The 24,677-nt window shown below is 67.8% G+C and carries 19 protein-coding genes and 1 pseudogene; 13 read left to right on the top strand and 7 right to left on the bottom strand.

Annotated features, from left to right (window positions below; all coding sequences use genetic code 11):
• Nucleotides 1-6 precede the first annotated feature (6 nt).
• Nucleotides 7-741: a VOC family protein gene (locus tag DMB37_RS07495; protein ID WP_135232078.1), complete on the bottom strand. Its 735-nt coding sequence runs from the start codon at nt 739-741 to the stop codon at nt 7-9.
• Nucleotides 742-848: 107 nt separating this feature from the next.
• Complete coding sequence (locus DMB37_RS07490) at nt 849-1,850, bottom strand: NAD-dependent epimerase/dehydratase family protein (protein ID WP_135232077.1); 1,002 nt, start codon at nt 1,848-1,850, stop codon at nt 849-851.
• 210 nt (nt 1,851-2,060) lie between these two features.
• On the opposite strand from DMB37_RS07490, the gene DMB37_RS07485 reads away from it, so the two are divergent.
• Together DMB37_RS07485 and DMB37_RS07480 are read left to right on the top strand one after the other, a co-directional pair.
• Entirely contained in the window at nt 2,061-2,390 is a 330-nt protein-coding gene (locus DMB37_RS07485; RefSeq protein ID WP_167768771.1) for a type VII secretion target, read from the top strand.
• Nucleotides 2,387-4,036 carry a hypothetical protein gene (locus DMB37_RS07480; protein ID WP_135232076.1) on the top strand — a complete coding sequence of 550 codons (1,650 nt, stop codon included), beginning with the start codon at nt 2,387-2,389 and terminating at the stop codon, nt 4,034-4,036. The genes DMB37_RS07485 and DMB37_RS07480 overlap by 4 nt, the downstream gene beginning before the upstream one ends.
• 154 nt (nt 4,037-4,190) lie before the next feature.
• Here the strand turns inward: DMB37_RS07480 and DMB37_RS07475 are convergent, their stop codons facing one another.
• Together DMB37_RS07475 and DMB37_RS07470 are read right to left on the bottom strand one after the other, a co-directional pair.
• Nucleotides 4,191-4,724, bottom strand: coding sequence for a hypothetical protein (locus DMB37_RS07475; RefSeq protein ID WP_135232075.1), 534 nt, complete (start codon nt 4,722-4,724; stop codon nt 4,191-4,193).
• 114 nt (nt 4,725-4,838) lie between these two features.
• Nucleotides 4,839-5,762 (bottom strand): neutral zinc metallopeptidase, encoded by a 924-nt coding sequence (locus tag DMB37_RS07470; RefSeq protein ID WP_135232074.1) that lies wholly within the window; start codon nt 5,760-5,762, stop codon nt 4,839-4,841.
• A 315-nt stretch (nt 5,763-6,077) separates the two neighbouring features.
• Here DMB37_RS07470 and aspS point away from each other — a divergent pair, with 315 nt between their 5' ends.
• Both aspS and DMB37_RS07460 read left to right on the top strand, forming a co-directional pair.
• Nucleotides 6,078-7,883: an aspartate--tRNA ligase gene (aspS, locus tag DMB37_RS07465; protein ID WP_135232073.1), complete on the top strand. Its 1,806-nt coding sequence runs from the start codon at nt 6,078-6,080 to the stop codon at nt 7,881-7,883.
• Between the two features lie 73 nt (nt 7,884-7,956).
• Nucleotides 7,957-8,924, top strand: a pseudogene (locus tag DMB37_RS07460) (DUF389 domain-containing protein).
• A gap of 88 nt (nt 8,925-9,012) precedes the next feature.
• Here the strand turns inward: DMB37_RS07460 and DMB37_RS07455 are convergent.
• Nucleotides 9,013-9,957, bottom strand: coding sequence for a hypothetical protein (locus DMB37_RS07455; RefSeq protein ID WP_240772283.1), 945 nt, complete (start codon nt 9,955-9,957; stop codon nt 9,013-9,015).
• Between the two features lie 99 nt (nt 9,958-10,056).
• Here DMB37_RS07455 and DMB37_RS07450 point away from each other — a divergent pair, with 99 nt between their 5' ends.
• From DMB37_RS07450 to DMB37_RS07440, 3 genes are all read left to right on the top strand, one after another.
• Entirely contained in the window at nt 10,057-10,275 is a 219-nt protein-coding gene (locus DMB37_RS07450) for a hypothetical protein (RefSeq protein WP_135232072.1), read from the top strand.
• Between the two features lie 224 nt (nt 10,276-10,499).
• Nucleotides 10,500-11,669, top strand: coding sequence for a phosphotransferase family protein (locus tag DMB37_RS07445; RefSeq protein ID WP_135232071.1), 1,170 nt, complete (start codon nt 10,500-10,502; stop codon nt 11,667-11,669).
• Nucleotides 11,670-12,047: 378 nt separating this feature from the next.
• Nucleotides 12,048-12,356, top strand: a complete 309-nt coding sequence (locus tag DMB37_RS07440) for a hypothetical protein (protein ID WP_135232070.1) — start codon at nt 12,048-12,050, stop codon at nt 12,354-12,356.
• A 176-nt stretch (nt 12,357-12,532) separates the two neighbouring features.
• Here DMB37_RS07440 and DMB37_RS07435 read toward each other — a convergent pair whose 3' ends face one another.
• On the bottom strand, nt 12,533-14,182 hold the full coding sequence (locus DMB37_RS07435) for an alkaline phosphatase (protein WP_370465346.1): 1,650 nt from the start codon (nt 14,180-14,182) through the stop codon (nt 12,533-12,535).
• A 292-nt stretch (nt 14,183-14,474) separates the two neighbouring features.
• Between DMB37_RS07435 and DMB37_RS07430 the strand changes: the two genes are divergently transcribed.
• The 6 genes from DMB37_RS07430 (at nt 14,475) to DMB37_RS07405 (ending at nt 22,426) form a co-directional block, all read left to right on the top strand.
• Nucleotides 14,475-15,821, top strand: a complete 1,347-nt coding sequence (locus tag DMB37_RS07430) for a replication-associated recombination protein A (RefSeq protein WP_135232069.1) — start codon at nt 14,475-14,477, stop codon at nt 15,819-15,821.
• An 85-nt stretch (nt 15,822-15,906) separates the two neighbouring features.
• On the top strand, nt 15,907-18,573 hold the full coding sequence (gene alaS / locus DMB37_RS07425) for an alanine--tRNA ligase (protein WP_135232068.1): 2,667 nt from the start codon (nt 15,907-15,909) through the stop codon (nt 18,571-18,573).
• Nucleotides 18,573-19,187, top strand: coding sequence for a Holliday junction resolvase RuvX (gene ruvX, locus DMB37_RS07420; protein WP_135232067.1), 615 nt, complete (start codon nt 18,573-18,575; stop codon nt 19,185-19,187). Before alaS ends, ruvX begins: the two co-directional genes overlap by 1 nt.
• Complete coding sequence (mltG, locus tag DMB37_RS07415; protein ID WP_167768770.1) at nt 19,184-20,710, top strand: endolytic transglycosylase MltG; 1,527 nt, start codon at nt 19,184-19,186, stop codon at nt 20,708-20,710. The genes ruvX and mltG overlap by 4 nt, the downstream gene beginning before the upstream one ends.
• Complete coding sequence (locus DMB37_RS07410) at nt 20,700-21,515, top strand: shikimate dehydrogenase (protein ID WP_135232066.1); 816 nt, start codon at nt 20,700-20,702, stop codon at nt 21,513-21,515. The genes mltG and DMB37_RS07410 overlap by 11 nt, the downstream gene beginning before the upstream one ends.
• Nucleotides 21,516-21,967: 452 nt before the next feature.
• Entirely contained in the window at nt 21,968-22,426 is a 459-nt protein-coding gene (locus DMB37_RS07405) for a B-4DMT family transporter (protein WP_240772282.1), read from the top strand.
• Between the two features lie 1,036 nt (nt 22,427-23,462).
• Here the strand turns inward: DMB37_RS07405 and aroB are convergent.
• The gene (gene aroB, locus DMB37_RS07395; protein ID WP_107657968.1) at nt 23,463-24,581 is read right to left on the bottom strand and encodes a 3-dehydroquinate synthase; all 1,119 of its coding nucleotides are present in this window, start codon (nt 24,579-24,581) and stop codon (nt 23,463-23,465) included.
• Between the last annotated feature and the right edge of the window lie 96 nt (nt 24,582-24,677).

Genomic DNA, 24,677 nt, shown 5'->3' with positions numbered 1-24,677 from the left:
TTCCTTTCAGTCGGTGGCGGGGGAGCCCAGAATGCGTTGCAGCTCCTCGGCATTGGACAGGGCGTCGGCGAGGATCACCCGGTCGGAGTCGGTCAACGGTATCGCCCGGCTGCGGTCGAGTAGTTGTCCTGCCAAGTCCGGGTCGCCCATCCGGACTGCCAATTCGGCTCGGTAGGTCAGTGCGTCGACGAGGTCGACCGGTGTCGCGGTGTTCTGCTCGCGCGCCAGGGTGCCGTCGAGAATCTTTGCGCCGTGGGCATTGTCGCCGTGCGAATCGGCCATGACGACCGCGTTGTCCAGAGTCTTGCGCAGCCTGCCCGGTGTCGCGCCGATGGGCTGTTCCGGCGCTGCGGCCTTGGGGTGGAAGCGAATCCAGTTCCCGCCGGGATCGACCACCAGGAATCCGGTGAGGTTGTCGGCGTTCTTGCGCTTGCGTGGGCGCGTCATCCGCGGTATCCCCGAGATCAGTAGCTTGCCGTGCACCGCGCGCATCCCCGCGGCGAAGTCGGCGAACAGCGCGCCGATATCGGGGACCAAGATCACGCATGATCCGTAGGAATCGGCTGGATCGAAGCCTGGGATCGCGCCGAAGTGCAGGTGGATATCTTCCAGTCGCATGACCAGGCTCGGGTTCGGGCGGGTCTGCCGGTAGGTCTGTTCGAAGCCGAGCATCCGGTAGAACTCGGCGACCTCATCGATCGAATTGCACGGCAGTATCGGCACAGTCATTTCGCCTGCCATCGAGAACACCTTCTTTCCGAAAGCTAGCCAAATTTGGCTAGCTATGGAAAAAGTAGCACCCGGAGGGTGGCTAGGCAAGCTTGACTAGCCGGGCCGGGTGCCGTTGGTCAGGCGATCTGCCGAGTATCGGGTGCCAGCGGGGTCGGGTCGGCGAAGAAGGCGACGAGGTCGCGCACGGTCTCGTCGGTGGAGCGCGGGCGGTAGTCGAGTTCGCGCTCGGCTTTGCCGTGGTCCACGACGGGAGCCGAGATCAGCGCGCCCAGTGCGGCTTTCGAGACGATGTCGGATTTGAATGCCTTGCCGATCGGCGCGAGCAGCGGAATCGCCGCGCCGACGAGCTTGGGGGAGATGGCGAATCGGGGGCCGCGCTTGCCGCCGTGGGCCGCGGCCAGGCGGCACAGGTCGAGCATCGAGATCATCTCGCCGCCGAGCAGGTAGTTCTCGCCGGTGCGGCCGCGCTCGGACGCCAGGACCAGGCCCTGCGCCACGTCGCGCACGTCGACCAGGTCGAAGCCGCCGCCGATCATCGCCGGAATGCGGCCCTGCGCCGCGTCGCGCAGCGTGCGGTTGATGCGGGACAGCGGTTTGCTGTAGTCGAGGGGGCCGAACACGCCGGTGGGGTTGCAGAGCACCGCGTCCAGGCCCTGGTCGATCACCTTGCGCAGCGCGACCTCGCCGGTCCACTTGGAGCGGTCGTAGACGGGGAGGGTGGGATCGGTGGAGCGGGGCGCGCTCTCGTCGATCCGTCCGCCGCAGGTGTACTGGTTGAACGCGTGGATCGAGCTGGTGTGCACCATGCGCCGCGCGCCCACCGCGAGCGCGGCCTCGGCGACGACCCGGACGCCCTCGGTGTTCACCTTCCACGCCAGATCGTTCTTTTCGGCGAGGGTGACCACCGCGACCAGGTGATAGACGATCTCGGCGCCCTGCAGCGTCTCCCGCATCGACGCCGGATCCAGCACGTTTCCGCTGACCCAGGTGACGTTCGGCTCGTCCGCCGTCGGTGGCACCACCCGATCGATGGCGGTCACCTCATGGCCGCGCGCGACCAGCAGGCGGAGCAGATTCGTGCCAAGGTAGCCGGCTGCGCCGGTCACTGCGACCTTCATGGCATCGAGAATATAGAACTTGTTCTAATTTGCAACACGTTCCAGTTTCCTTCCTATTCCCCTTGTGAACGTCGCGATGGGCTCGAAAGTTGCCGGTACCGTCCGCTATATTGAGCCCAACCGTAGCGGCCAAGCCGTTCGGCATGGGCAGACGGTGACGACGAAGAAGTTCACGACACTGATGTGCACGACGATTTGGGGGGCAACTCGATGAGTGATCTCTCGGTAGAGACCGACGCGGTCCGGGCGTTCGCCGCCACGAACGCGGGCATCGCCGGTGATCTTGCGGGGGCAGGTAATTTCGACGCGGTCAAGAACGTCTCGGCACTCGTGCCGGTGTTCGGTTTGATCGGGGTCGACTATCTGGCAATGTTCGCCGCGGCGCAGGTGCTGCAGGCGAAGGACATCAATGATCTGTCCGCCAAGTATTCCAAGCTTTCCGAGTCGGCGTTCAGCGCCGCCGCGGCCTACGACGCGACCGACTGGTCCAGCTCGGCCGCGCTCAATGCCATCGGCAACCAGATCGGCGGCGCGGTATGAAGCCACTCGACACGGGGGTGATCGCGCCGGAGGAGCATGCGATAGCGCACGCCGCCGACCAGAACGTGGCCATCAGTCAGCAGGCCGTGTTCGAGGCGACGCAGAACTCGGCCGCCCAGGCCGTGCTCGACGTGCCGCTGGGTCAGGTGCCCGACGATATGCCGCCGATCGAGTCGCCGGAGTTCGTGCTGTCCAAGCGGATCAGCGACGAGCAGAACAACGCGCTCGCCACGCCGGCCGGCCTGCCGGGAATGAACGGCAATCCCACGCCGGACGCGCAGAGCATCGTCGGCGTGCCGTCCGATGTCTCCGCCCTGCTCGGTGACACCCAATCCGCGCTGCAGCACGTGTCCGCGCCGGTGACGCAGGCGCTCGATCAGGCGACCGGCGTGCTGAACGGCGCCCTCGGTTCCGCGCCGAGCTCGGCCGCCGCCGCGGTGAGCCAGGCGGCCGCCGCCGTCCCGACCGCGCTGCCCGCACTGCCCGCCGACCCGGTCTCCGCGCTCATGCAGGGCGTCGCGGTGCCCGCGCTGCCCGGCGTCGACCTGTTGATGAAGCCGATCCTCGACCTGCTCAGCAGCTTCGGCACCGGCGTCATCGGTGCGCTCGATCCGACCGCCATCCTGAGCCAGTCCTCCAAGGTCATCGACATGGCCATGCAGGTCGGCAAGGGCAGCATGACCACCGTCGAGCAGCTGTGGCAGAGCCAGGCCGCCCGCAACGCCCAGGCCACCAGCCAGCAGGCCAACACCGAAGGCCAGGAAACCAGCAAGCGCGGCATCGACATCTCCGAACTCACCCAGCGGGCCGCCGCGGTGGTGCAGCAGGGGAACGCGCAATTGCTCACCGTCGCTTCGTCGTTCGCCACGCAGGCGACCGCCATGGCACCGGTCATCCTGACCCCGCCCGCCCAGGCCACACTGATGGCGTCGGCGACCGAGCACCTCGGTCAAGCCGTCGGCATCGTCAACGCCACCCGCGGTGACCTCGCAGGCAAGACCGGCGAGCTGAGCGGCATGGTGCAGCAGCTGGTCGCCCCCGGCGGCGGACCGGCACCCCAGGAGATCGCGCAGGCGCTGGCCCAGAACGTCGGCCAGCCGATCCTGGAGCAGGCCAAGTCGACCGCGTCGGACACCGCGACCCAGGCCGCAGGCTTGAACTCGTCCACCGGTGCCCCGACTTCGACGTCGCCCGCCTCGGTGAACGGCACCGGCAGCCCGAGCACTACCAGCCACGGCACCCCGGTCGGAGTGCCCGGCAGTCCGTCGAGCCGTACCGGCACGGGCAGCCCGAGCAGTCGGCCGAGCACTGGTACCCCGTCGATGCCCAAGGCCACCGCGCTGCCCGGCACCAGCATGTCGCCGATCCGCCCGATCAGCGGCGTCCCCGCCACCGGTTTCGGTCCCACCTCTACCGGCACGCCGAGCACCACCACCGCGGGTGCGGGCAGTGGTTTCATGGGTGCTCCCGGTGCCGCAGGTGGTCAGCGCAACGACGACGAGCACTCGCGGAATGTGCAGCCGTACCAAAGTGCCACCGGTAACGACGATCTCACCGGTCCGCTCGGTGAATCCACGCCGGATGTGATCGGTGCGACGCACTCGGATGAGATCATCGGCTCCGACTACGAGCAGGATCAGTTCTAGGAACGGATCGTTCGGGGTAGCCCGGCTCGAGCAGGGAAGGTTTGCTCGAGCCGGGCTCTTTGCCGTTCTGGGTGCTTGGCTGGAGTTGCTGTGCTGCGCGGGAATCGGTGGGTGGCGGTGCCGCTATGCCCCGCTCGGCGGGGCCGGGCGTGGGTCAGGGGCCGGGGACGAAGGCGTCGAGTAGTTTTCGGTAGAGGTCGGCGAAGCGCTTGCGGGCGGATTGTTGATCCGGGGACAGGCCTTCGGTGGAACCGGGGGCGTAGACGATCAAGTGCGCGTCTGCTTCGGGAGGCTGTGGCATGAGGTCGATGATCTGACTGCCCTGGTCGGTGATGGTGGGCATGCCGAAATCGAGATCGGCGAGAGCTCTGGTCTCGGCGAGGGCGGCGGCCAGGTCCTCGGGCGGGATATGGCCGTTGACCTTCTGCGGGGGCGTGTCCGGGTTTCGTTCCGCGGCAACGGCGTCGAGGGTTTTCACAGCGCGTCCGTCACCGGAGACCTCCAGTTGCGGGCGCAGATCGACACGGGTCTGCCAGCCGTTCGGAATGGTGGTGAGGGTGAGCAGCGCCAGCGGAGTGGAGACGGGACCGTGCGCCGCCGGCTGATCGGGCGGGTCGGCTGCCGCGGTCCCGGTGCTGATCGCGAGCGTCAGCAGGGCGACCAGCAGTGCGGCTTTCGTTCGTCGCATAGTTCGCAACCTCCGTATCGATGAAAACGCTCCGCTGACATCGCACAGGGATGTCAGCGGAGCGTCAAATCCGCGCGTGGCGAATGCCGTTGGCGTGTTGGGCAATCCGACCGGTCAGCGCAGTGCCGGCGGGTTGTCCACACTCGGCGCGGAGTAGGTGTCGCAAGCCTTGACCTGGCCGGTTTTGTACCCGGTGAGGAACCACTTCTGCCGCTGCTCCGACGACCCGTGCGTCCACGCCTCCGGATTCACCCGTCCCCGGGACGCCTGCTGGATCCGGTCGTCACCGACGGCCGACGCGGCCGAGAGCGCGTCGCGGATGTCGTTGTCCGACAGCGGCTTCAGGAATGGCTGATTGCTGCCCGGTGCCGGAGTCTTGTCCGCGAAGTGCGCCCAGAGACCGGCGTAGCAGTCGGCCTGCAGTTCGGTGCGCACGGCGGCGGAGTTCGCGCCCTGCGGATCCCTTTGGGCGCGGTCGATATCGCCGAGCTGGTTCTGGATGTGATGGCCGATCTCGTGCGCCACCACATATTCCTGGGCGAGCGGTCCGCCGCTGGCACCGAAGCGGTCGACGAGCTCCTGGAAGAAGCTGACGTCGAAGTAGGCGGACTGGTCTGCTGGGCAGTAGAACGGGCCGACCGCGCTGGTCGCATTGCCGCATCCGGTGCTGATGGCACCGGAGAACATCCGGACCTTCGGCTCCACGTAACGCTGGCCGGTCTGCTTCGGCAGTTCGGGTGCCCACACCGAGTCCAGACTCTGGATGGTGAGCGCGACCCGGCAGTCGACGTATTTGTTCGCGCTCGCTCCGTCTGTGCAGTGTTCCGGCAAGCCACCGGGCGCCGGTGCCACCTGGGAGTCCTGGGCGCCGGTGAGATCGCCGATCAGCGAACCCGGATCGCCGCCGAGCAGCAGTGCCAGCACCAGCACGATCAGCCCGCCTGCTCCACCCCCCAGCGCGATTTTGCCGCCCCTGCCCGGTCCGCCACCTACCGAAACCCGATCGGGGTCGATCTGCATGCCCTCGTTGAAGGTCATCGTCGTCGCTCTCTGTGTTGTCGCCTGCACGGGCGCCGCGTGGTCTAAAGCTTGACACAGGCGGGGCGAGGTCTGTTTCCACCCGGCGGACGTGTTTCGCTACGAGCACGGGATGCCACGTTCCGGGCGATTCAACCGGTGAGCGGCGCAGCGGAATCGACGCGGCGGCCGGATCGAGCGGGAACGGCGGACGCACGCCGTCGCGACTGAGGTGAACAGCATGGATATCGGTTTCCGGCTCAGCGGCCGGGCTGGCTACGATGACTACCGCACCTGGCCATTGCCTGCCGGTGCGAAGTCGTCGAAAGGAACCTTGTGCTGCGCACCCACTTGGCTGGTTCGCTGCGAAGCGAGCATGCCGGTCAGACCGTGACCCTCACCGGATGGGTGGCCAGGCGGCGTGACCACGGTGGCGTGATCTTCATCGATCTGCGCGACGCGTCGGGTGTGTCGCAGGCGGTGTTCCGCGAGGGCGAACCGGCCGAGCAGGCCCACCGGCTGCGTGCCGAATACTGCGTGCGCGTCACCGGCGTGGTGGAGCTGCGCCCGGACGGCAACGAGAACCCGGAGCTGCCGACCGGCACCATCGAGGTGAACGTCACCGAGCTCGAGGTGCTCAACGAGAGCGCGCCGCTGCCGTTCCAGCTGGACGAGCAGCCCGGCGAAGAAGCCCGGCTGAAGTATCGCTACCTGGACCTGCGCCGCGAAGGCCCAGCGCACGCGATCCGGCTGCGGTCCAAGGCGAACGCCGCCGCCCGCGCGGTGCTGGCGAACCACGAGTTCGTCGAGGTCGAGACGCCGACGCTGACCCGCTCCACCCCGGAGGGCGCCCGCGACTTCCTGGTGCCCGCGCGCCTGCAGCCCGGCAGCTTCTACGCGCTGCCGCAGAGCCCGCAGCTGTTCAAGCAGTTGCTCATGGTCGGCGGCATCGAGCGCTACTACCAGATCGCGCGCTGCTACCGCGACGAAGACTTCCGCGCCGACCGCCAGCCCGAGTTCACTCAGCTCGACATCGAGATGAGCTTCGTGCGCCAGGAGGATGTGATCCTGCTCGCCGAGCAGATCTTGGTCGGGCTGTGGAAGCTGATCGGCTACGACATCCCCACCCCGATTCCGCACATGACCTACGCGGAAGCCATGCGGCGCTTCGGTTCCGACAAGCCGGATCTGCGTTTCGGCATCGAGATCACCGAGTGCGCCGAGTACTTCAAGGACACGCCGTTCCGGGTGTTCCAGGCGCCGTACGTCGGCGCGGTCGTGATGCCGGGTGGTGCGAGCCAGCCGCGGCGTCAGCTCGATGCCTGGCAGGAGTGGGCCAAGCAGCGCGGCGCCAAGGGTCTGGCGTATGTGCTGATCAACGAGGACGGCACGCTCGGCGGCCCGGTCGCCAAGAACCTGAGCGACGCCGAGCGCGACGGGCTGGCCAAGCACGTCGGCGCGGTGCCCGGCGACTGCGTGTTCTTCGCGGCAGGCCCGGCCAAGGCGCAGCGCGCGCTGCTCGGTGCGGCGCGTGGCGAGATCGCCCGCAAGGTCGGGCTGATCGACGAGAACGCGTGGGCGTTCGTGTGGATCGTGGACGCGCCGATGTTCGAGCCCGCCGCCGAGGCCACCGCGAGTGGCGATGTGGCACTGGGACATTCGGCCTGGACGGCGGTGCACCACGCGTTCACCTCGCCGAAGCCGGAGTCTGTCGACACCTTCGACACCGACCCCGGTTCCGCGCTCGCCTACGCCTACGACATCGTCTGCAACGGCAACGAGATCGGCGGCGGCAGCATCCGTATCCACCGCCGCGATGTGCAGGAGCGCGTCTTCAAGGTGATGGGTATCAGCCAGGAGGAGGCGCAGGAGAAGTTCGGATTCCTGTTGGACGCGTTCGCGTTCGGCGCACCGCCGCACGGCGGCATCGCGTTCGGCTGGGACCGCATCGTCGCGCTGCTCGCCGGGCTCGACTCGATCCGTGAGGTGATCGCGTTCCCGAAGACCGGCGGCGGCGTCGACCCGCTCACCGACGCGCCCGCACCGATCACCGAGCAGCAGCGCAAGGAGGCGGGGCTGGACGCCAAGCCCGCGTCCAAGGGCGACAAGGCCGACGCGAAGGCGGACAAGCCCGCCGAATAACGGTGGGAACGGTACCTTCTGGACAGTTTCGATCCGTCGACCCGCCGGGCGACGCTGACCACGAGGGGATCCGTTGCTGCACCTGCGCATGATCTGCCCGTCGGACACCACCGACAAGGTGCTGGCCGTGCTCGCCGCGAACCCAGGGGCCACCCATGTGACCCTGGCTCGCGGCGTCGCGGTGGAACCCGCCGGCGACCTGATCCAGGCCGACGTCGCGCGCGAGGCCGCCAACGAGGTGCTGGCCGAGCTGACCGCGCTCGGCATCTGTGAATCCGGCGGCATCACCCTCGGGCCGGTCGAGACCGTGCTGTCGGAAGCAGGGGACCGGGCTGTCAAGGCGGCGCCGGGCGATCCGACCGACGCGGTGGTGTGGGAAGAACTGCTCGCGCAGACGAAAGAGGAGTCGACGCTCAACTCCACCTTCATCGCCTTCCTCACCATCGCCTGCCTGCTTGCCGCGGTAGGTGTGGCCACCGATTCTCCGGTGACCATCGTGGGGGCGATGGTGGTCGGGCCGGAGTTCGGTCCGCTGGCGGCGTTCGCGGTCGGCATGGTGCGCAGGGATTTTCGGCTTGCGCGCCGATCCGCGATCGCGTTGGCTATCGGGTTTCCGGTAGCGATGGTGATCACGCTGTTCGCGACGTTGCTGTGGGAACAGTTCGGGTGGATCGAGCTGGACAGTGTGGCGAGTCTGCCCAACGTCGACTTCATCTATGAGGTGGGACCGTTCTCCCTGGTCGTCGCGTTGCTGGCCGGTGCGGCGGGGATGCTGTCGCTGGTCACGTCGAAATCGGCGGCGCTGATCGGGGTGTTCATCTCGGTGACGACCGTGCCCGCAGCCGGATTCGCCGTTCTCGCAGCCACTTTGGGGAGTGGAATGTGGCGTTCATGTCCGCGGGACAGCTCGCGGTGAACCTGGCGGGCATCGTCACGGCTGGGGTGATCGTGCTCGAACTCCGGCCGCGTGCGGGTAACGAGTCCGGTCCGTTGGGGCGCTTCAAGCGGTGGATCGGTATGCGCTCGTTGGTTGAGAAGTAGCACTACAGTCCCTTTTCTGTAAGCCGCACCCAGTACAGGCTGTGCGACTTACAGAAAGGGTGTGCAGCTGGCATCGACGTGTGGCCGGTCAGAGAGGGGAGACGGTGCCTCCGGTCAGGGTGCGGTAGGCGTAGGTGACTGCCATGACTGCCACAGGTCCTGCGACGAGTAAACCGAGGCCGCACAGTAGAACACCGACGAAGGTGACGAACAGGACGGAAAGGGCGAGCAGAAGTACCGGCCAGATGTTGGTCACCACCAGCGTGGCGCTGGACTTGATCGCCTCGAATGGCCCCTCGTTCTGGTCGACGACGAAGTGCAGGGAGAACATGCACAGGATGCCGGCGATCAGTCCGGGCACGAGGCAGAGCGCTGCACCGATGACGGTCAGCAGGAACGCCAGCAGGGCGGTGATCAGCACATTGCCCGCGTTCACGAAACGGAAGTACGAACCGAAATGCGGTTTGTAGCCGTCGGTTTCATAGAGTGCGCCGCGCACCATGGCGGCCTGCAGCAGCCAGACTGCGGCGAGTACCGCGAGGAAGATCAGTAGTACCGGCAGCAACGTCGTGGGGTCGGTGAGCTGCACGACGAGCACGAAGCCGAGGTAGATGACCAGCCCGCATGCGATCACTCCCATCCACGGCCCTGGATTCGAGCGGAACCGTTCCCAGCCGTAGCTGAGTGCCTGTCCCACATCGAGGGTGCCGGGGTTGGAAGCGGCGGCCTGCTGGTAGCCGTAGGTGGGTGGTGTTCCCTGCGGGGGCAGCATGCCCGGTTGTTGCATGCCGCCTTGTGGTGGCGCACCGTAGGACGGCACGTTCCCTTGTGGCGGCATCGATCCCGGTGGCATGGTGCCTTGCTGCGGCATCGATCCGGGCGGCATGTTTCCCTGTTGCGGTGATCCCGACGGCACGTTGCCGGGTGGCGGCATCGATCCGGGCGGCATCGTTCCCTGTTGCGGCACGGAACCCGCCGGCATGTTCCCTTGGGGCGGCATCGATCCCGGCGGCACGTTCCCCTGCGAGGGCATTGCTCCTTGCGGCCCCGTACCCGGAGGCATCCCCGAGGGTGCCGCCCCGGTCCCCGGCGGACCGTAACTCGGCTGCGCCGTTTGCTCAGCGTGTGCTGATTGCTGTGGCGGTGCTACCGGCGGCGGTGGCTCGACGGGTTCGCTGCCGTACTGCGCGGCACCCGGACCGTCGAACTGCGGGTACCCGGCCGCCCCCGCCATCTCGTGCTTGCCGTGCTCGGTGCTCGTGCCCGGCGGCTGCGGTGGGTGACTCTCGTGCTGGCCCTGTTGCGCCGCGTGGCGTTCGTCGTCTCCGTGCTCGGGAGGGTCGCCAGCTGATGCGTGGGGCGGGGGAGGCGGTGTGCCGGTCATGCCATAGACCTTTCCACTCAACTGGTTTGCGGTGTGGCGCAGAGCAGTTGACGATGAGAAAACCTGACGGGTGCAATCGTGTCAAGCAACGGGCGCCCGTCCCGTAACCTCGAGAGAGACACGCCGAACGACGCGGAAAGGTTGTGTATCCGCTCGCTAGAAGTGACCTGATGCGAGTAACTTGAAGGGCGATGACCGCACTATTGGCCGAACGCGCCGCCGAAGTCGTGTCCGCAGCGCAACAGTTGCTCACAAAGCGAATGGGTGCTCCGGTAAAGCTGAGCGATCCGATCGAACTCAGCGGTAGTGGTAGAACGACGGTTCTCCGTGTGCGTGTAGCGGAAAACCCCTACTCGCTGCCGCGAACCCTCATCGTCAAACAAGTTCGCGGACACTCGCAGGACCGCACCACGGGTGGTCTCGCGCCCGGAGTCGCCAGCATCGACTCCGCGTTCCTCCGTGAAGCGGTCTCGTACCAGTTCACCACCGCCCTGAGCCGGGAACAGCGACCGGGCGCGTACCTGATCGCGCATAGTTTGCCTGAGCGTTTGCTGATCCTCAGTGACCTCGGCGAGAATTCGCTGCTTACTCAGATGTTGCGGTCCGGCGCCGAACCGGCGACCAGGAACGGGATGATGGCGTTCGCGCAGGCGCTCGGCCGCATGCACGCCGCCACCGTCGGCCGCGAAGCCGATTTCGTCGCCCTGCTGCGCCGCGTCGACGTGGTGCATCGCGTGGACGGCATTGCCCAGCAGGCCGAATCCGCGATCGCCGAGGTGCCCGGACTGCTGCAGCGCGAACTCGGCATCGAGGTGCCCGGCGAGATCGCCGAACGAATCGTGCGCGGCAACCGACTGTTCTCCGCCGGGCGATTCCGCGCGTTCAGTCCGTCGGATCTGTGCCCCGACAACGTGATTCTCAACGAGGAAGGCGCCCGCTTCCTCGACTACGAGTGGGGCGGGTTCCGCGACGCCACCCTCGATATCGCCTACGCGCTGGTGTCGTTCCCCGGCTGCCTCTGCGACTTCGAACTGTCCAGGGAACGCGCCAGGCAGATGGTCGAGGCCTGGCGTTCCGAAGTGGTCGGCGTGTGGCCTGCGCTGGCCGACGACGAGCTGATGTCCGAGCGCATCCTCGAAGCTCGCCTCATCTGGGTCTGGTTGTCCACCTACTGGTTCCTCCCCGCAGACCACGCCCGCATCGCGGCCGCGCGTGAACACGGCATGTCCGTGCCGCGCTCGGAAGCGCTGATCAACCGCTGGGCCGCGTTGGCCGAAGACGCGCGCTGCACCGGAGACGACATCGTCGGCGACTTCGCCGAGGACGTCTCAGCGATGCTGGAAGAGCGCTGGTCCGAGTAGCTGGAACGTACCCACCGTTCCGTACCGCCGACTTGACGTGGATTCCGCGCTCTTGACTGACGTTGCAGCTTGCGTCAAGAGTGCGGAACTTACGTCAAGTGAGATGACTTGGGCTTTGGGTCGAAACCTTCGATCGTTTGCGCCGCGGCTGTCGGGCTAGTGGCACGTGACGGCCGGCCTGTCACGGTTTGCCACCCCGTCCGCTCGGCGGGTGGTACCTGTAGGCGGTGCCAGGAGTTGCAGCGTCAGTGAATTGGCTTGGCGCCGCAGATAATCCCGCGGGCCGCCCCGAAAGTTGCGCTATCGACGGGCCGATAATAAATGGCACAATGGGCGTGAGTCCGACATCAAGCGTCGGGAGTTACCGAGGGGGCCATCATGGGTTACCTGCTATCAGCGATCGCCGTGCTGGCCATCCTTGCCGCCGCACTCGCCATCCTGGTCATCCGCCGCCGCAACGCGGACCGCCACGACCCTGGAAACCCCCTGACCCGGGCCCAACAGGCAGGCACCCAGCTGAGCGGACAGTTCCCCGGTGGTGGCCGAAACCGTCGGCGCGGCAAGCGGGGTTCCCGCGGCTGGGCCGCCGGCGGCGCGGGCATCGGCATCGGTGGTGGCTGCAGTGGCGGCGACAGCGGTGGTGGCGGCTGCGGCGGCGGCGGTGGTGGAGGGGGCGGCGGCGAGTAGCGTCGCACCTGCCACCAGCGGCCGGGGCGGATACTTTGCCGCGCAACCGTACGGCGCCGTCAACGCGGTGTCGTCCTACCAACGACCCACCCCGCATCGTCCTTTGATCTGTGCTCGGACAGAAACGAAACGTTCCGGCCTTTCCTGCGTAGCCGGTCGGCTCGCCGTGCGGACGTTCAGCTCGCCGGCGTAGACCGTGGTTCGAGGCGTCCGCCGGATCGGACGGCGAGCGAAGTTCCGTGGCGCACAGCGGAGTTCGGGTCGGTTACGTCGATGAGGTAGAACCAGTCCATCTGGGTCTGGTCTTGGGTTACCTCCAGTACGCCGTAGCCGTGGGAATCCAGTTCGGCGTAGTGCAGGTGGCGGTTGACGCTTCTGATCGAATCCGCGATGGGGGCCGAGTTGAGCTTCAGCAGGTCGCCGATGCTGGTGGAGGTGACCGAGGGGATGACGAATTCGGTGCCTGCGGTGGCGCCTGCCGGGTAGTTGGCGGCGTCGACGGGGAGGTCGGCGGCCCAGGAGGTGTGGATGTCGCCGGTCAGGAACACGACATCGGAGATCTGCTGGTCGGTGATCGCGCGGAACAGATGCCTGCGGTCGGCAGTGTAGCCGTCCCATTGGTCGCCGTTGACGGTGAGGCCGGACTGCGGGAGGCCGAGGGTGCTGGTGATGGCGGCGGTGGTGGCCGGTTCGAGCGGCGGGAAGACGAGTGGGGCGATCATCACCGAATTGCCGACCAGCTTCCAGCGCACCGGAGCCGACGCCAAACCGGCGGTGAGCCAGTCCATTTGGGCCTTGCCGGTGATGGTGCGCGCGGGGTTGTCCGCCTCGCGCCAGCCCGCGCCGGGCTTCGCCTCTTGGTCGCGATAGCTGCGCAGGTCCAGCATGGACAGCTCGGCGAGCGTGCCGAAACGGAGCCTGCGGTAGATCTGCACCTCCGCGCCGGACCCCTGCGCACGCACCGGCATCCATTCCAGATAGGCCTGTGCGGACGCGGCCCGGCGGTCCTGCCAGTTGCCCTGGGTTGCCGGGTTGTGGTTGTTGGCGCCGCCGGACCACGAGTTGTCGGCGGATTCGTGGTCGTCCCAAGTGCAGATGAACGGCTGGCGGGCGTGCAGCTCCAGCAGATCGGGATCGGTCTTGTACTGCGCGTGGCGGATTCGATAGTCGGCCAGGGTGACGATCTCGTTCGCCGGGTCGTGCGGCCGCACCGTGCCGTTGCGGCCGCCGTACTTGCCGCGGCCGTACTCGTAGATGTAGTCGCCGAGGTGCACGATGGCGTCGAGGTCGGTGCGGGCGGCGAGATGCCGGTAGGCGCCGAAGTATCCGGCCTCCCAGTTCGCGCAGGACACGATCCCGAAGCGGAGGCGCTCCGGCGAATCGCCGAGTGCAGGCGCGGTCCGGGTGCGGCCGATCGGGGAGGTTTCGCCGAGGGCAGTGAACCGGTAGAAGTACTCGCGGCCGGGCGCGAGACCCGCGGCATCGACCTTCACGGTGTGATCGGAAGCCGCTGCGGCCGTGACGTTCCCGGACGCCGTGACGGTACCGAACCCCTCGTCCTCGGCGATTTCCCAACGCACACTTGCCGATTCGCCCACACCCGAGCCGGGAATCGCATCCTCGGACACGGTGACACGGGTCCAGAGGATCACGCCGTTCGGCAACGGATCACCAGAGGCGACCCCGTGCCGGAACACCGCACTCGCCGCCCGTGCCGGAGCCGCGCTCAGCACCGCCGCCGCGGTAGCAGCCGCGCCACCTTTGAGCAGGGTGCGCCGCGCGAACGGCCCGAACGGAGAATCTGAAACGACCGTGTTTTCAGCCACGAGTATTGATCACATCCGATGCACGGGCGACACGCAAATCGGCTCGCCGCACACTGCCCAGATCGCCGAAAGGAACATGACGATGGGCCCCAGGCGTGTCGCCACCGCCATGTCCCTGTCGGGGCGGCCTCGTTCGGGACACAGTGGCGCGGGGGTCGCCAGTTGACGGTGCGGTTGACACCTGGTCGGTTGCCGGCACTCTCGTGGTGGCCAGAGGGGCATGGTGGTGGCCGACGCGGCGGGGGTGCAGCGCGTTCGGTCTTGTCGGTGTACCTCGGTAACGTTGCCGGATGTGACCGATGGCTTGTTCGACGTGCCCGGCGACGGTGTGCCTGCAGAGCACAGCATCGACAATGTGGTTCGTCGTGATTCCGGGGCGCCGCTTGCGGTGCGGATGCGGCCTGCGTCGTTGGACGAGGTGGTCGGGCAGCAGCATTTGCTCGGGCCTGGGTCGCCGTTGCGGCGGTTGGTGGAGGGGTCGGGAGCGGCGTCGGTGCTGCTGTACGGCCCGCCCGGCACGGGTAAGACGACGTTGGCGTCGCTGATTTCGCATTCGACCGGTCGCCGGTTCGAGGCGCTGTCCGCCTTGTCGGCGGGGGTGAAGGAAGTGCGGGCGGTGATCGATGTCGCGCGGCGCAGACTGTCGGCGGGCGAGCAGACCGTTCTGTTCATCGATGAAGTGCATCGCTTCTCGAAAACGCAGCAGGACGCGCTGCTCGCCGCGGTGGAGAACCGGATCGTGCTGCTCGTCGGGGCGACCACGGAGAATCCGTCGTTCTCGGTGGTGTCGCCGCTGCTGTCCCGCTCGCTGGTGCTGCAACTGCAATCGCTCACCGAGGACGACATTCGTCAGGTACTCCTGCGGGCGATCCACGACAAACGCGGACTGGACGACCAGTACACGGTGTCGGACGAGGCGCTCGACCACATCGTCCGCATCGCCGGCGGCGACGCACGCCGCGCGCTCACCGCGCTGGAAGCCTCGGCCGAATCCTCGCTCGACGGCACCGTCGGCGTCGAACTCGTCGAGGCCAGCGTGGACAAGGCCGCCGTCCGCTACGACCGGGCAGGCGACCAGCACTACGACGTGATCAGCGCCTTCATCAAGTCCATCCGTGGCTCCGACGTCGACGCCGCACTGCACTACCTGGCACGGATGCTCACGGCGGGTGAGGATCCGCGTTTCATCGCGCGCAGGCTGATGATCCATGCCAGCGAGGACATCGGCATGGCCGACCCGACCGCCCTGCAAACCGCCACCGCAGCCGCACAGGTCGTCCAGCTGGTCGGTCTGCCGGAAGCCCGCCTCGCCTTGGCGCAGGCCACGATTCACCTGGCCAGCGCGCCCAAATCCGGTGCGGTGATCGCCGCGCTCGGCGCCGCCATGGCCGACGTGGCCGCGGGCAAAGCGGGTGCAGTCCCGCCGCACCTGCGCGACGGCCACTACGCGGGTGCCGCGAAACTCGGCAACGCCCAGGGCTACAAATACCCGCACGACAACCGGGACGGCGTGCTCGCCCAGCAGTACCCGCCGGACGAGCTGGTCGGCGTCGACTACTACCAACCCACCGACCACGGCAACGAACGCGAGGTCGGCCCGAGGGTGGACAAGCTGCGCCGGATCATCCGCGGAAAGTAGGCGAATCGCCGCAAGGTTGCCGGGTGGCCCACAGCACCCGACTCGATGAAAAACCACGTGCACGGCACCGGTAGGCTGGATATCTGTGCAGACCCACGAGATTCGACGGCGCTTCCTGGACCATTTCGTCCGTGCCGGCCATACCGAGGTGCCGAGTGCCTCGCTGATCTTGGCCGACCCGAACCTGCTGTTCGTCAACGCAGGCATGGTCCAGTTCAAGCCGTACTTCCTGGGCCAGGAGGCTCCGCCGTACCCGCGCGCGACGAGCGTGCAGAAGTGTGTGCGCACCGGTGACATCGAAGAGGTCGGCGTCACCACGCGGCACAACACCTTCTTCCAGATGGCGGGCAACTTCTCCTTCGGTGACTACTTCAAGGAAGAGGCGATCCGCCTCGCCTGGGAGTTGATCAGCAAGTCGCAGGAGGACGGCGGTTTCGGCTTCGATCCCGAGCGGATCTGGGTGACCGCGTACGAATCCGACCCGGAGGCGGCCGAGATCTGGCGCCGCGTCGCGGGCATTCCCGAGGAGCGGATCCAGTTCCGCGACGGCAAGGACAACTACTGGGACATGGGCGTGCCCGGTCCCGGCGGGCCGTGCTCGGAGATCTACTTCGATCGCGGACCCGAGTACGGTCGCGACGGCGGCCCGGTCGCCGACGAGGACCGCTACCTCGAGATCTGGAATCTCGTGTTCATGCAGGACGTTCGCGGTGAGCTGAGCCCGAAGGAAGGCCATCCGCCGATCGGTTCGCTGCCGAAGAAGAACATCGACACCGGCATGGGCGTCGAGCGTGTCGCCATGCTGTTGCAGGGCGTCGAGAACGTCTACGAGACCGACCTGCTGCGCCCGATCATCGACAAGGCCGAGGAGCTCACCGGTCGCTCCTACGGCGTCGAGCACGAGAACGATCGCCGCTTCCGGGTGATCGCCGACCACACCCGTTCCAGCGCCATGCTCATCGCCGACGGCGTGAACCCGGGCAACGACGGACGCGGCTACGTCCTGCGCAGGCTGCTGCGCCGGATCGTGCGCTCGGCGCGACTGCTCGGCGCGGAAAAGCCGGTGATGGCGGAGTTCATGAAGGTCGTCAGCGACCTGATGGCGCCGTCGTACCCCGAGCTGGCCACCGATTTCCAGCGCATCGAGACCGTCGCCGTCGGCGAGGAGACCGCCTTCCTCAAGACGTTGAACACCGGCTCCGCGCTGTTCGACAACACCGCGAGCGCGGTGCAGTCCAAGGGCGGCAACACGATTCCCGGATCGGACGCCTTCAAGCTGCACGACACCTACGGCTTCCCGATCGAGCTGACGCTGGAGATGGCGGCCGAGGCCGGGCTGACGGTGGACGAGAACGGTTTCCGTGAGCTGATGGCCCAGCAGGTGGCCAACGCCAAGGAAGACGCGCGCAAACGCAAGCACGGCCACGCCGACCTGACCGTCTACAAGGAGCTGGTCGACCGCGGCGCCACCGAGTTCACCGGCTTCGACGAGCTGACCTCCGAGGCGAACGTGCTCGCCCTGATCGCCGACGGCGTGCGGGTACCCGTGGCCTCGGCGGGCCAGGACGTCGAGGTGATCCTCGATCGCAGCCCGCTCTATGCCGAGGCCGGCGGCCAGATCGCCGACCGCGGCTCCATCACGGCCTCGGGTGTGAAACTGCGCGTCAACGACGTGCAGAAGATCGCCAAGAAGCTGTGGGTGCACAAGACCACCGTCGAGCAGGGGCAGATCACCGAGGGCGATGTCGTTCTCGCGCAGGCGGATCCGGCGTGGCGTCGCGGCGCCACCCAGGGCCACTCCGGCACGCACATGGTGCATGCCGCGCTGCGGCAGATCCTCGGCCCGAACGCGGTGCAGGCGGGTTCGCTGAACAAGCCGGGCTACCTGCGGTTCGACTTCAACTGGCAGGGGCAGCTCTCCGAGAGCCAGAAGGCCGATATCGAGGCCGTGTCCAACGACGCGGTCGGCGCGGACTTCCCGGTCAACACCTTCGTGACCGACCTGACCAAGGCCAAGCAGATGGGCGCGATGGCGCTGTTCGGCGAGAACTACGGCGACGAGGTGCGCGTGGTGGAGATCGGCGGCCCGTTCTCGATGGAGCTGTGCGGTGGTACGCACGTGCAGCATTCCTCGCAGATCGGCCCGATCACCGTGCTCGGCGAGTCCTCGGTCGGGTCCGGTATCCGCCGCGTGGAGGCGTTCGTCGGCCTCGACTCCTACAAGTACCTGGCCAAGGAGCGCGCGCTGCTGGCCGGTGTGGCGTCCTCGCTGAAGGTGCCCTCGGAAGAGGTGCCCGCGCGGGTCGAGCAACTGGTGGAGCGGCTCAAGGTGGCCGAGAAGGAACTCGAACGCACCAAGATGGCCGCTGTGCTGTCGTCGGTGGGCAAGTTCGTCGAGGAGGCCGAGCGGATCGGTGCCGTGCTGCTGGTCGCCGTCGCGGCGCCCGAGGGTGTCGCCGCCGGTGATCTGCGCACGCTGGCCACCGACATCCGCGGTCGGTTCGGCACGGTGCCCGCCGTGGTGGTGCTGCTAGGCAACGCCGACGGCAAGGTGCCGTTCGTGGTGACCGTCAACAAGGGCGCTCAGGACCTCGGCTTCAAGGCAGGCGACCTGGTCGCCGCCTTCGGCCCGAGCATCGCCGGGCGCGGTGGTGGGAAGCCGGAGATGGCGCAGGGCGCCGGATCCGACCCGTCGGGGATTCCCGCCGGCCTTGCCGCGGTCCGCGCTCGGGTGGCCGAACTGGCCGGGTGATGGCTTCGCCGAGCGATTCCGAGGGGGGTGGCGGTCGGGCACGTGACGTGGCCGACCCCGACCATCCCGAGAGGTCGGCGCCGCACGGCGCCGACCGGCCCCATCCAGCCACCGACCCGGGTCGCGGTCGGCGGATCGCCGTCGATGTCGGCAGTGTCCGTATCGGCGTCGCGTCGAGCGACCCCGACGGTGTCCTTGCCACGCCCGTGGAGACCGTGCCGCGCGCGAAGCCGAACAAGCGCTCGGCCGCGCCCGCACCCGATATAGCCAGAATTGCTGAAATTGTGCGGGAGTACGAGGCCGTCGAAGTGATCGTGGGTCTGCCCCGAACATTACGCGGGGAGAAGGGCACTGCCGCTACCATTGCCACCGCATTCGCCGATCAGTTGCGGGCCGCCGTGTCGCCGGTGCCTATACGACTTTCCGACGAACGTTTGACTACGGTGTCAGCTGCACGTGCATTGCGGGACAGTGGAGTTCGCGCGCGTGGCCAGCGGCAAGTGATCGATCAGGCGGCGGCCGTCTCGATCCTGCAAGGATGGTTGGACGAACGGAGTGCGGTGTTGAGGTCGGTTGAAGCGGTGCGGCACGCGTCGTCCGAGGACGACGCATGACGGATCGATGGGCACGGGCCGAGGAACGGTACCGGCAGCGCGAAGCTGATCGGCGTTACCGGCGTGACGACCGAGCCTGGGGCGGGCAGAACAGCAGAGACACGCGCGGCAAAACGAACCGGGTGGTCGGCCGGGAGCAGGGCGACTGGGACGACTACGAGGACGACACCACCGTCATCCCGCGCTACACCGACGACATGGATCCGCCCGAGCCCGCGCCACGCCCGCGGGCCGAGGCGGAGCGCCCGCCGCGTAAGCGCGTCGGCCGCCGGGAAGCGGCTCGGCACGAGGACGACGAGCCGGAGGAGGGTGGCCGGCGGTCGCGCAGCGCGCAGCGCGGCAAACGCTCCCGTGCGGCCTCGCGTAAAGCGCAGGAGCGCAAGCGGCGCAGGCGCACCATGTGGCTGTTCGCCGGTGTGTTCGTGCTGCTGTTCGCCGGTGCCGCGGTGTTCGCGGGCATGAAGCTGATCGAGAAGCTCGGTCCGCCTGAGGATTTCGCCGGACCGGTCGGGCCGTTGGTCGTGGTGCAGGTACACGACGGCGACACCTCGCAGCAGATCGCGGCCAGCATGAAGGAGAAGGGCATCGTCGCCAGCACCGGCGCGTTCATCGAAGCGGCCGTGCGCAATACGAACATGAACTCGGTGCAGCCGGGCTTCTACGCGATCCCGAGCCGCAGTCCCGCCGTGCAGGCGGTGTCGGCGTTGACCGGTAAGCAGGCCCGGGTCGGCAACCTGGTCATCCCCGAGGGGCGGCTGCTGCACGACCAGTTCGAGGTGGGCTCCGGCAGGCGCACCGACGGCATCTACCGCATGATGGCCGAGGCCAGCTGCATCGGCACCGGCACGAACCAGAAGTGCGCGACCTACGAAGAACTCCAGGCCGCCGGTTCGAGCGTCGACCTGGCCGCGCTCGGCGTGCCCGCCTGGGCCGCGCAGGGCGTGCAGAACTGCCCCGACCGGACCAGGCAGCTGGAAGGCCTGATTGCCGCGGGCACTTTGGATTTCGACCCGAGCGGCACGCCGGTGGAGATGCTGCGGCAGGTCGTGACGGCCAGCGCCAAGGCCTATGAATCCACCGGCCTGTTGCAGTCCGGCGGTGAGACCAAGCTGACGCCGTACCAGACGCTGATCGCCGCTTCGCTCGTCGAACGTGAGGCCAAGCCGCAGGACATGGGCAAGGTCGCGCGGGTGATCGTCAACCGGCTGCGGGTTCCGCAGATGCTGCAGTTCGACTCGACGGTGAACTACGCGCTCGACCGCACCGAGGTGCAGACCACCGACGCGGACCGCGCCCAGGAAACACCGTGGAACACCTACGCGATGTCCGGCCTGCCCGCGACGCCGATCGCCGCGCCCTCGCTGAACGCGTTGCGCGCCATGGAGAACCCGGAACCCGGGCCGTGGTTGTACTTCGTGACGGTCGACAAGCAGGGCACCACCCTGTTCACCGACGACTACACCCAGCATCAGCGCTACATCCGCCAGGCCCAGGCGAGCGGAATCCTCGACAGTGGTCGCTGAACGCAAAGCGGCTGTGCTGGGCAAGCCCATCGCGCACTCCCGTTCGCCGCAGTTGCATCTGGCCGCGTACCGCGCGCTCGGGCTCGACTGGAGCTACGAACGCATCGAGTGCACGGCCGAGCAGTTGCCCGGACTGGTCGATGGGCTCGGGGCCGAATGGGTCGGGCTGTCGGTGACCATGCCCGGTAAAGAAGCCGCGCTGGCCTATGCCGCCGAGCGCACCGAGCGGGCGGTGCTGGTCGGGTCGGCCAACACGCTCGTCCGGCGTGACGGTGGGTGGCTGGCCGACTGCACCGATGTGGACGGTGTGCTCGGGGCGTTGCGCGGCGGTGGGGTTGCCGGTTTGGACGAGGCCGTGGTGCTCGGTGCCGGTGGTACCGCGCGGCCTGCGCTGCTCGCGTTGTCCGAACTCGGTGCGAAGACGGTGACCGTGATCGCGCGGGATGCCGGGCGGGCAAGCAGCGCGTTGGATCTCGCGGAGCGGCTCGGCATGAACGCGGCGGTGACGGCGTTCGATCCGGACGCGCTCGTCGGACTGTGCGAGCGGGCGAGCGTGGTGGTGAGCACGATTCCGGCCGAGGCTGCTGCGGTCGTTGCCGAGGCGGTGGCGAAGGCGCCGGTGGTGCTCGACGCGATTTACAACCCATGGCCTACGCCGCTGGCCGAGGCGGTTACGCGGGCTGGGCATACGGTGGTCAGTGGGTTGCAGATGCTGCTGAATCAGGCTTATGGGCAAGTCGAGTTGTTCACTGGCCGTCCGGCTCCGCGCGCGGAAATGGCTGCGGCGCTGGAGAGTTCGGCTTGACGCGGCTAGGCATCCGTCGACTGGAACATGCCGCGGTGTAGGCGGGTTCGGCCTGAGTTGCCTGCTCTAGGCGTGTGTCGGTCGGAATTCGCCGCGACGTTGGAGAATCGGCCTGATCTGGCTGGTGTAGGCGTGCGTCGGCTGGAAGTAGCCGCCGGCGCGCCGGTACGCTCGGCGGAAATCACCGCCCCTGCACCGCCGCCGACGTGGTGACACGCACCGTCGCGCTCCACGGTGTGGATCTGGGGGATCATCCTGCGCGGTCCCATGGCTACCCAGGCGGGAATGGTATGCGGCCGGGAGCGCGTGCTCGTGTGCGGTCGGCGAGTGGCGACGTAGTTCTGCTGCTGGAGTCGGGTCGGTCGACGCTGTCGTCGGTAGGAGGACACTCGGTCAGAAACTGATACCGGTTCTAGTTTGGTTCGGCGATGGGCAGGGTTATGGTGGTGCGCATGAATGCTTGGGTGTTGCGGGCCATCGTGCTCGGCGCGCTGGTCGTTTTCCTGCGCGCCGCGCTCGGGTTCGCGATGGTGAACTGGCCGACCCACGGAATGTGGATGCGGATGTTCGGCCTGTTCCTGCTCGTCGCGGTCGTCCTGTACTGGGGATTGCTGGACGGACGCAAGGACCGGTCGGCCGAGCCCGATCCCGAACGCGGCACCGACCTCACCCTGCTCTGGCTGAAAGCCGCAGTGGCGGGCGGTGTCGGCAGCGGTCTCGGCGCATGGCTCCTCGACTGGCTGCCCAAGTTCGACCTCGGCGACAACGGCCTCCTCTTCGAGCTCACCGCCGGCTCCGCCTTCATCGTCCTGCTCATCTTCATCCCCGCCCTCATCGGCGTCGGCCTCGGCCGCATCCTCGCGGACCGCGCCCGCAACAAACAGTCCACCCCCGCACCCACCCCAGTCTGACCCCCGGCGCGAATTTGCTCGCCCTTGCACGTTCTTGGCTGACCGGCGTGCCACCCCCACGCCAGCGCGACTTCCGCCCGCCCGTCCGGTGCTCGGCTCGCGCAGTGCCCGCTCGACCAATATCTGGGCCTGCCTGATCTGCGCGCGCCCGGCCTGCGTTTGGGCTCACCTGCGCGCCCGGCTCGGCTTGCGCCGGAGTGATCCGCGTCCGGCCCGGCAGTGCCGTGCTCGGCTCGCGCCGCGCCCGCCGGCCCGCGTTCGAAGCCGACCTGCGCGCCCGCCTCGGCTTGGCCGGTCTCAGTCGCGTCCGGCTTGCGCCGCGCCCGCCCGGCCTGATCGGGCACCCGAGCGTGCCCTGCTTCTGCCGTACCTGTGCCAGCCCGCCGGTCCCGCGCCCGTCCGGACCCGCAGCCCGCATGACCGGAAGCCTCAGCTAGCCGCCGGTGCTCTTGTGGTCAGCGACCGCCACTGCCGTCATTTGCACTGCCATGGTGACAAGGCTGTCAGCTTTGGACCGTGGCACTGCCAACCTGCTGCACGGCGGCCTCGATGCTGCCCGGATCGCCGGTATTCTCTTGCTGTCCAATGAATTTCAACGGGAGGGGACATTGGCATGTTGGTTCGAATTGGGGTTGCTGCGGCGATGGCGCTCGCTGCGTCCACGGTCGTGTTTGCCGGAGAGGCGGCCGCGAAGGGCGGCCGCTGCGCGTCGGATCAGCCGAGGTGGAACTATGTGTGCGTAGAGGCGGCGTCGGACGTTGCGTGGGCAACTTGCGAGAAGGACGCGCCGAACTGGGCTCGCTATTGGGTGTGCGCCGCGCGTACCGATGGTAGTAACCGGTACGACCTTTGGATCCCGAACCCCCGCTGACCCCGCCCTCAGCGAGTAGCCCGCTTACGCGAGGTACAGGAACGTTTACCGTCCGCCTCGTGCCGCTGATGTCTGTGACTGGCTCATCGCACTCAGCCAGAGGTTCGCGGCAAACAGAACGGCGCACCCCGTAGGAGTGCGCCGCTTCTGCTGTGCGAGTGCGGGTTACAGGAGGATGCCGGTGCTCGGGGTGCCTTCGCGGGCGATGGCGGAGTAGGCGGCGGCGAGGAGGGTGGGGTCGGGGCCTTCCAGGCGGCCGGGCTTGGCGAGGCCGTCGAGGACGACGAAGCGCAGGACGCCCGAGCGGGTTTTTTTGTCGGTTTGCATGGTGTCGAGGAGTTGGGGCAGGGCGTCGGCGTCGTAGGTGGTCGGCAGGCCGACGCTTTCCAGGACGGCGCGGTGGCGGTCGGCGGTGGCGTCGTCGAGACGGCCTGCGAGACGGCCGAGTTCGGCGGCGAAGACCAGGCCGACAGAGACAGCCGCGCCGTGCCGCCAGCGGTAGCGCTCGCGGCGCTCGATCGCGTGGCCGAGGGTGTGGCCGTAGTTGAGGATCTCGCGGAGGCTGGCCTCCTTGAGGTCGGCGGCGACCACGTCGGCCTTCACCTGGATCGCGCGCCGGATCAGTTCGGGGAGTACGTCACCGGTGGGGTCGAGGGCGGCCTCGGGGTCGCGCTCCACCAGGTCGAGGATGACCGGGTCGGCGATGAAACCGGCCTTGATGATCTCGGCCATGCCCGCCACGATCTCGTTGCGCGGCACGGTTTCCAGGGTGGCCAGGTCGACGAGCACGGCGGCTGGTTCGTGGAAGCAGCCGACCAAGTTCTTGCCCGCTTCGGTGTTGATGCCGGTCTTGCCGCCGACGGCCGCGTCGACCATGGCCAGCAGCGTGGTCGGCACGTGCACGATCTGCACGCCGCGCATCCAGGTGGCGGCCACGAAGCCGGCCAGGTCGGTTGCGGCACCGCCGCCGAGGCTCACCACGACATCGTTGCGGGTCAGGCCGATCCGTCCGAGCACCTCCCAGCAGAAGCCCGCGACGGCGAGTTCCTTGCCCGCCTCGGCGTCCGGGATCTCGATGCGGTGGGCGTCGATGCCGGTGTCGGCCAACGCCTTGCGCACCGCCTCGGCGGTCTCGGCGAGCGGCGGCTGATGGAAGATCGCCACCGACCGCACGCCTTTCGTCGCGCCGTTGACCGCCTCGACGAGCTCACCGAGCAGCCCACGGCCGATGATCACCGGGTACGGGTCCGCGGTACGAACTTCGAGACGATTCGGCTCACTCACGTCTGCTGCTCCGATTCTGTTGATGCTTCCTGGTGTTTGCGCGCGCGAACGCGAGCCCGCCGCGCTCGGGCTCGTCTGGCCCGCCCGCTCGACGAC

The sequence above is a fragment of the Nocardia sp. CS682 genome (assembly GCF_004634405.1).
In the GTDB taxonomy this organism is placed as follows: Bacteria; Actinomycetota; Actinomycetes; order Mycobacteriales; family Mycobacteriaceae; genus Nocardia; species Nocardia ninae.
This window is presented reverse-complemented; position numbering and strand designations above follow the sequence as displayed.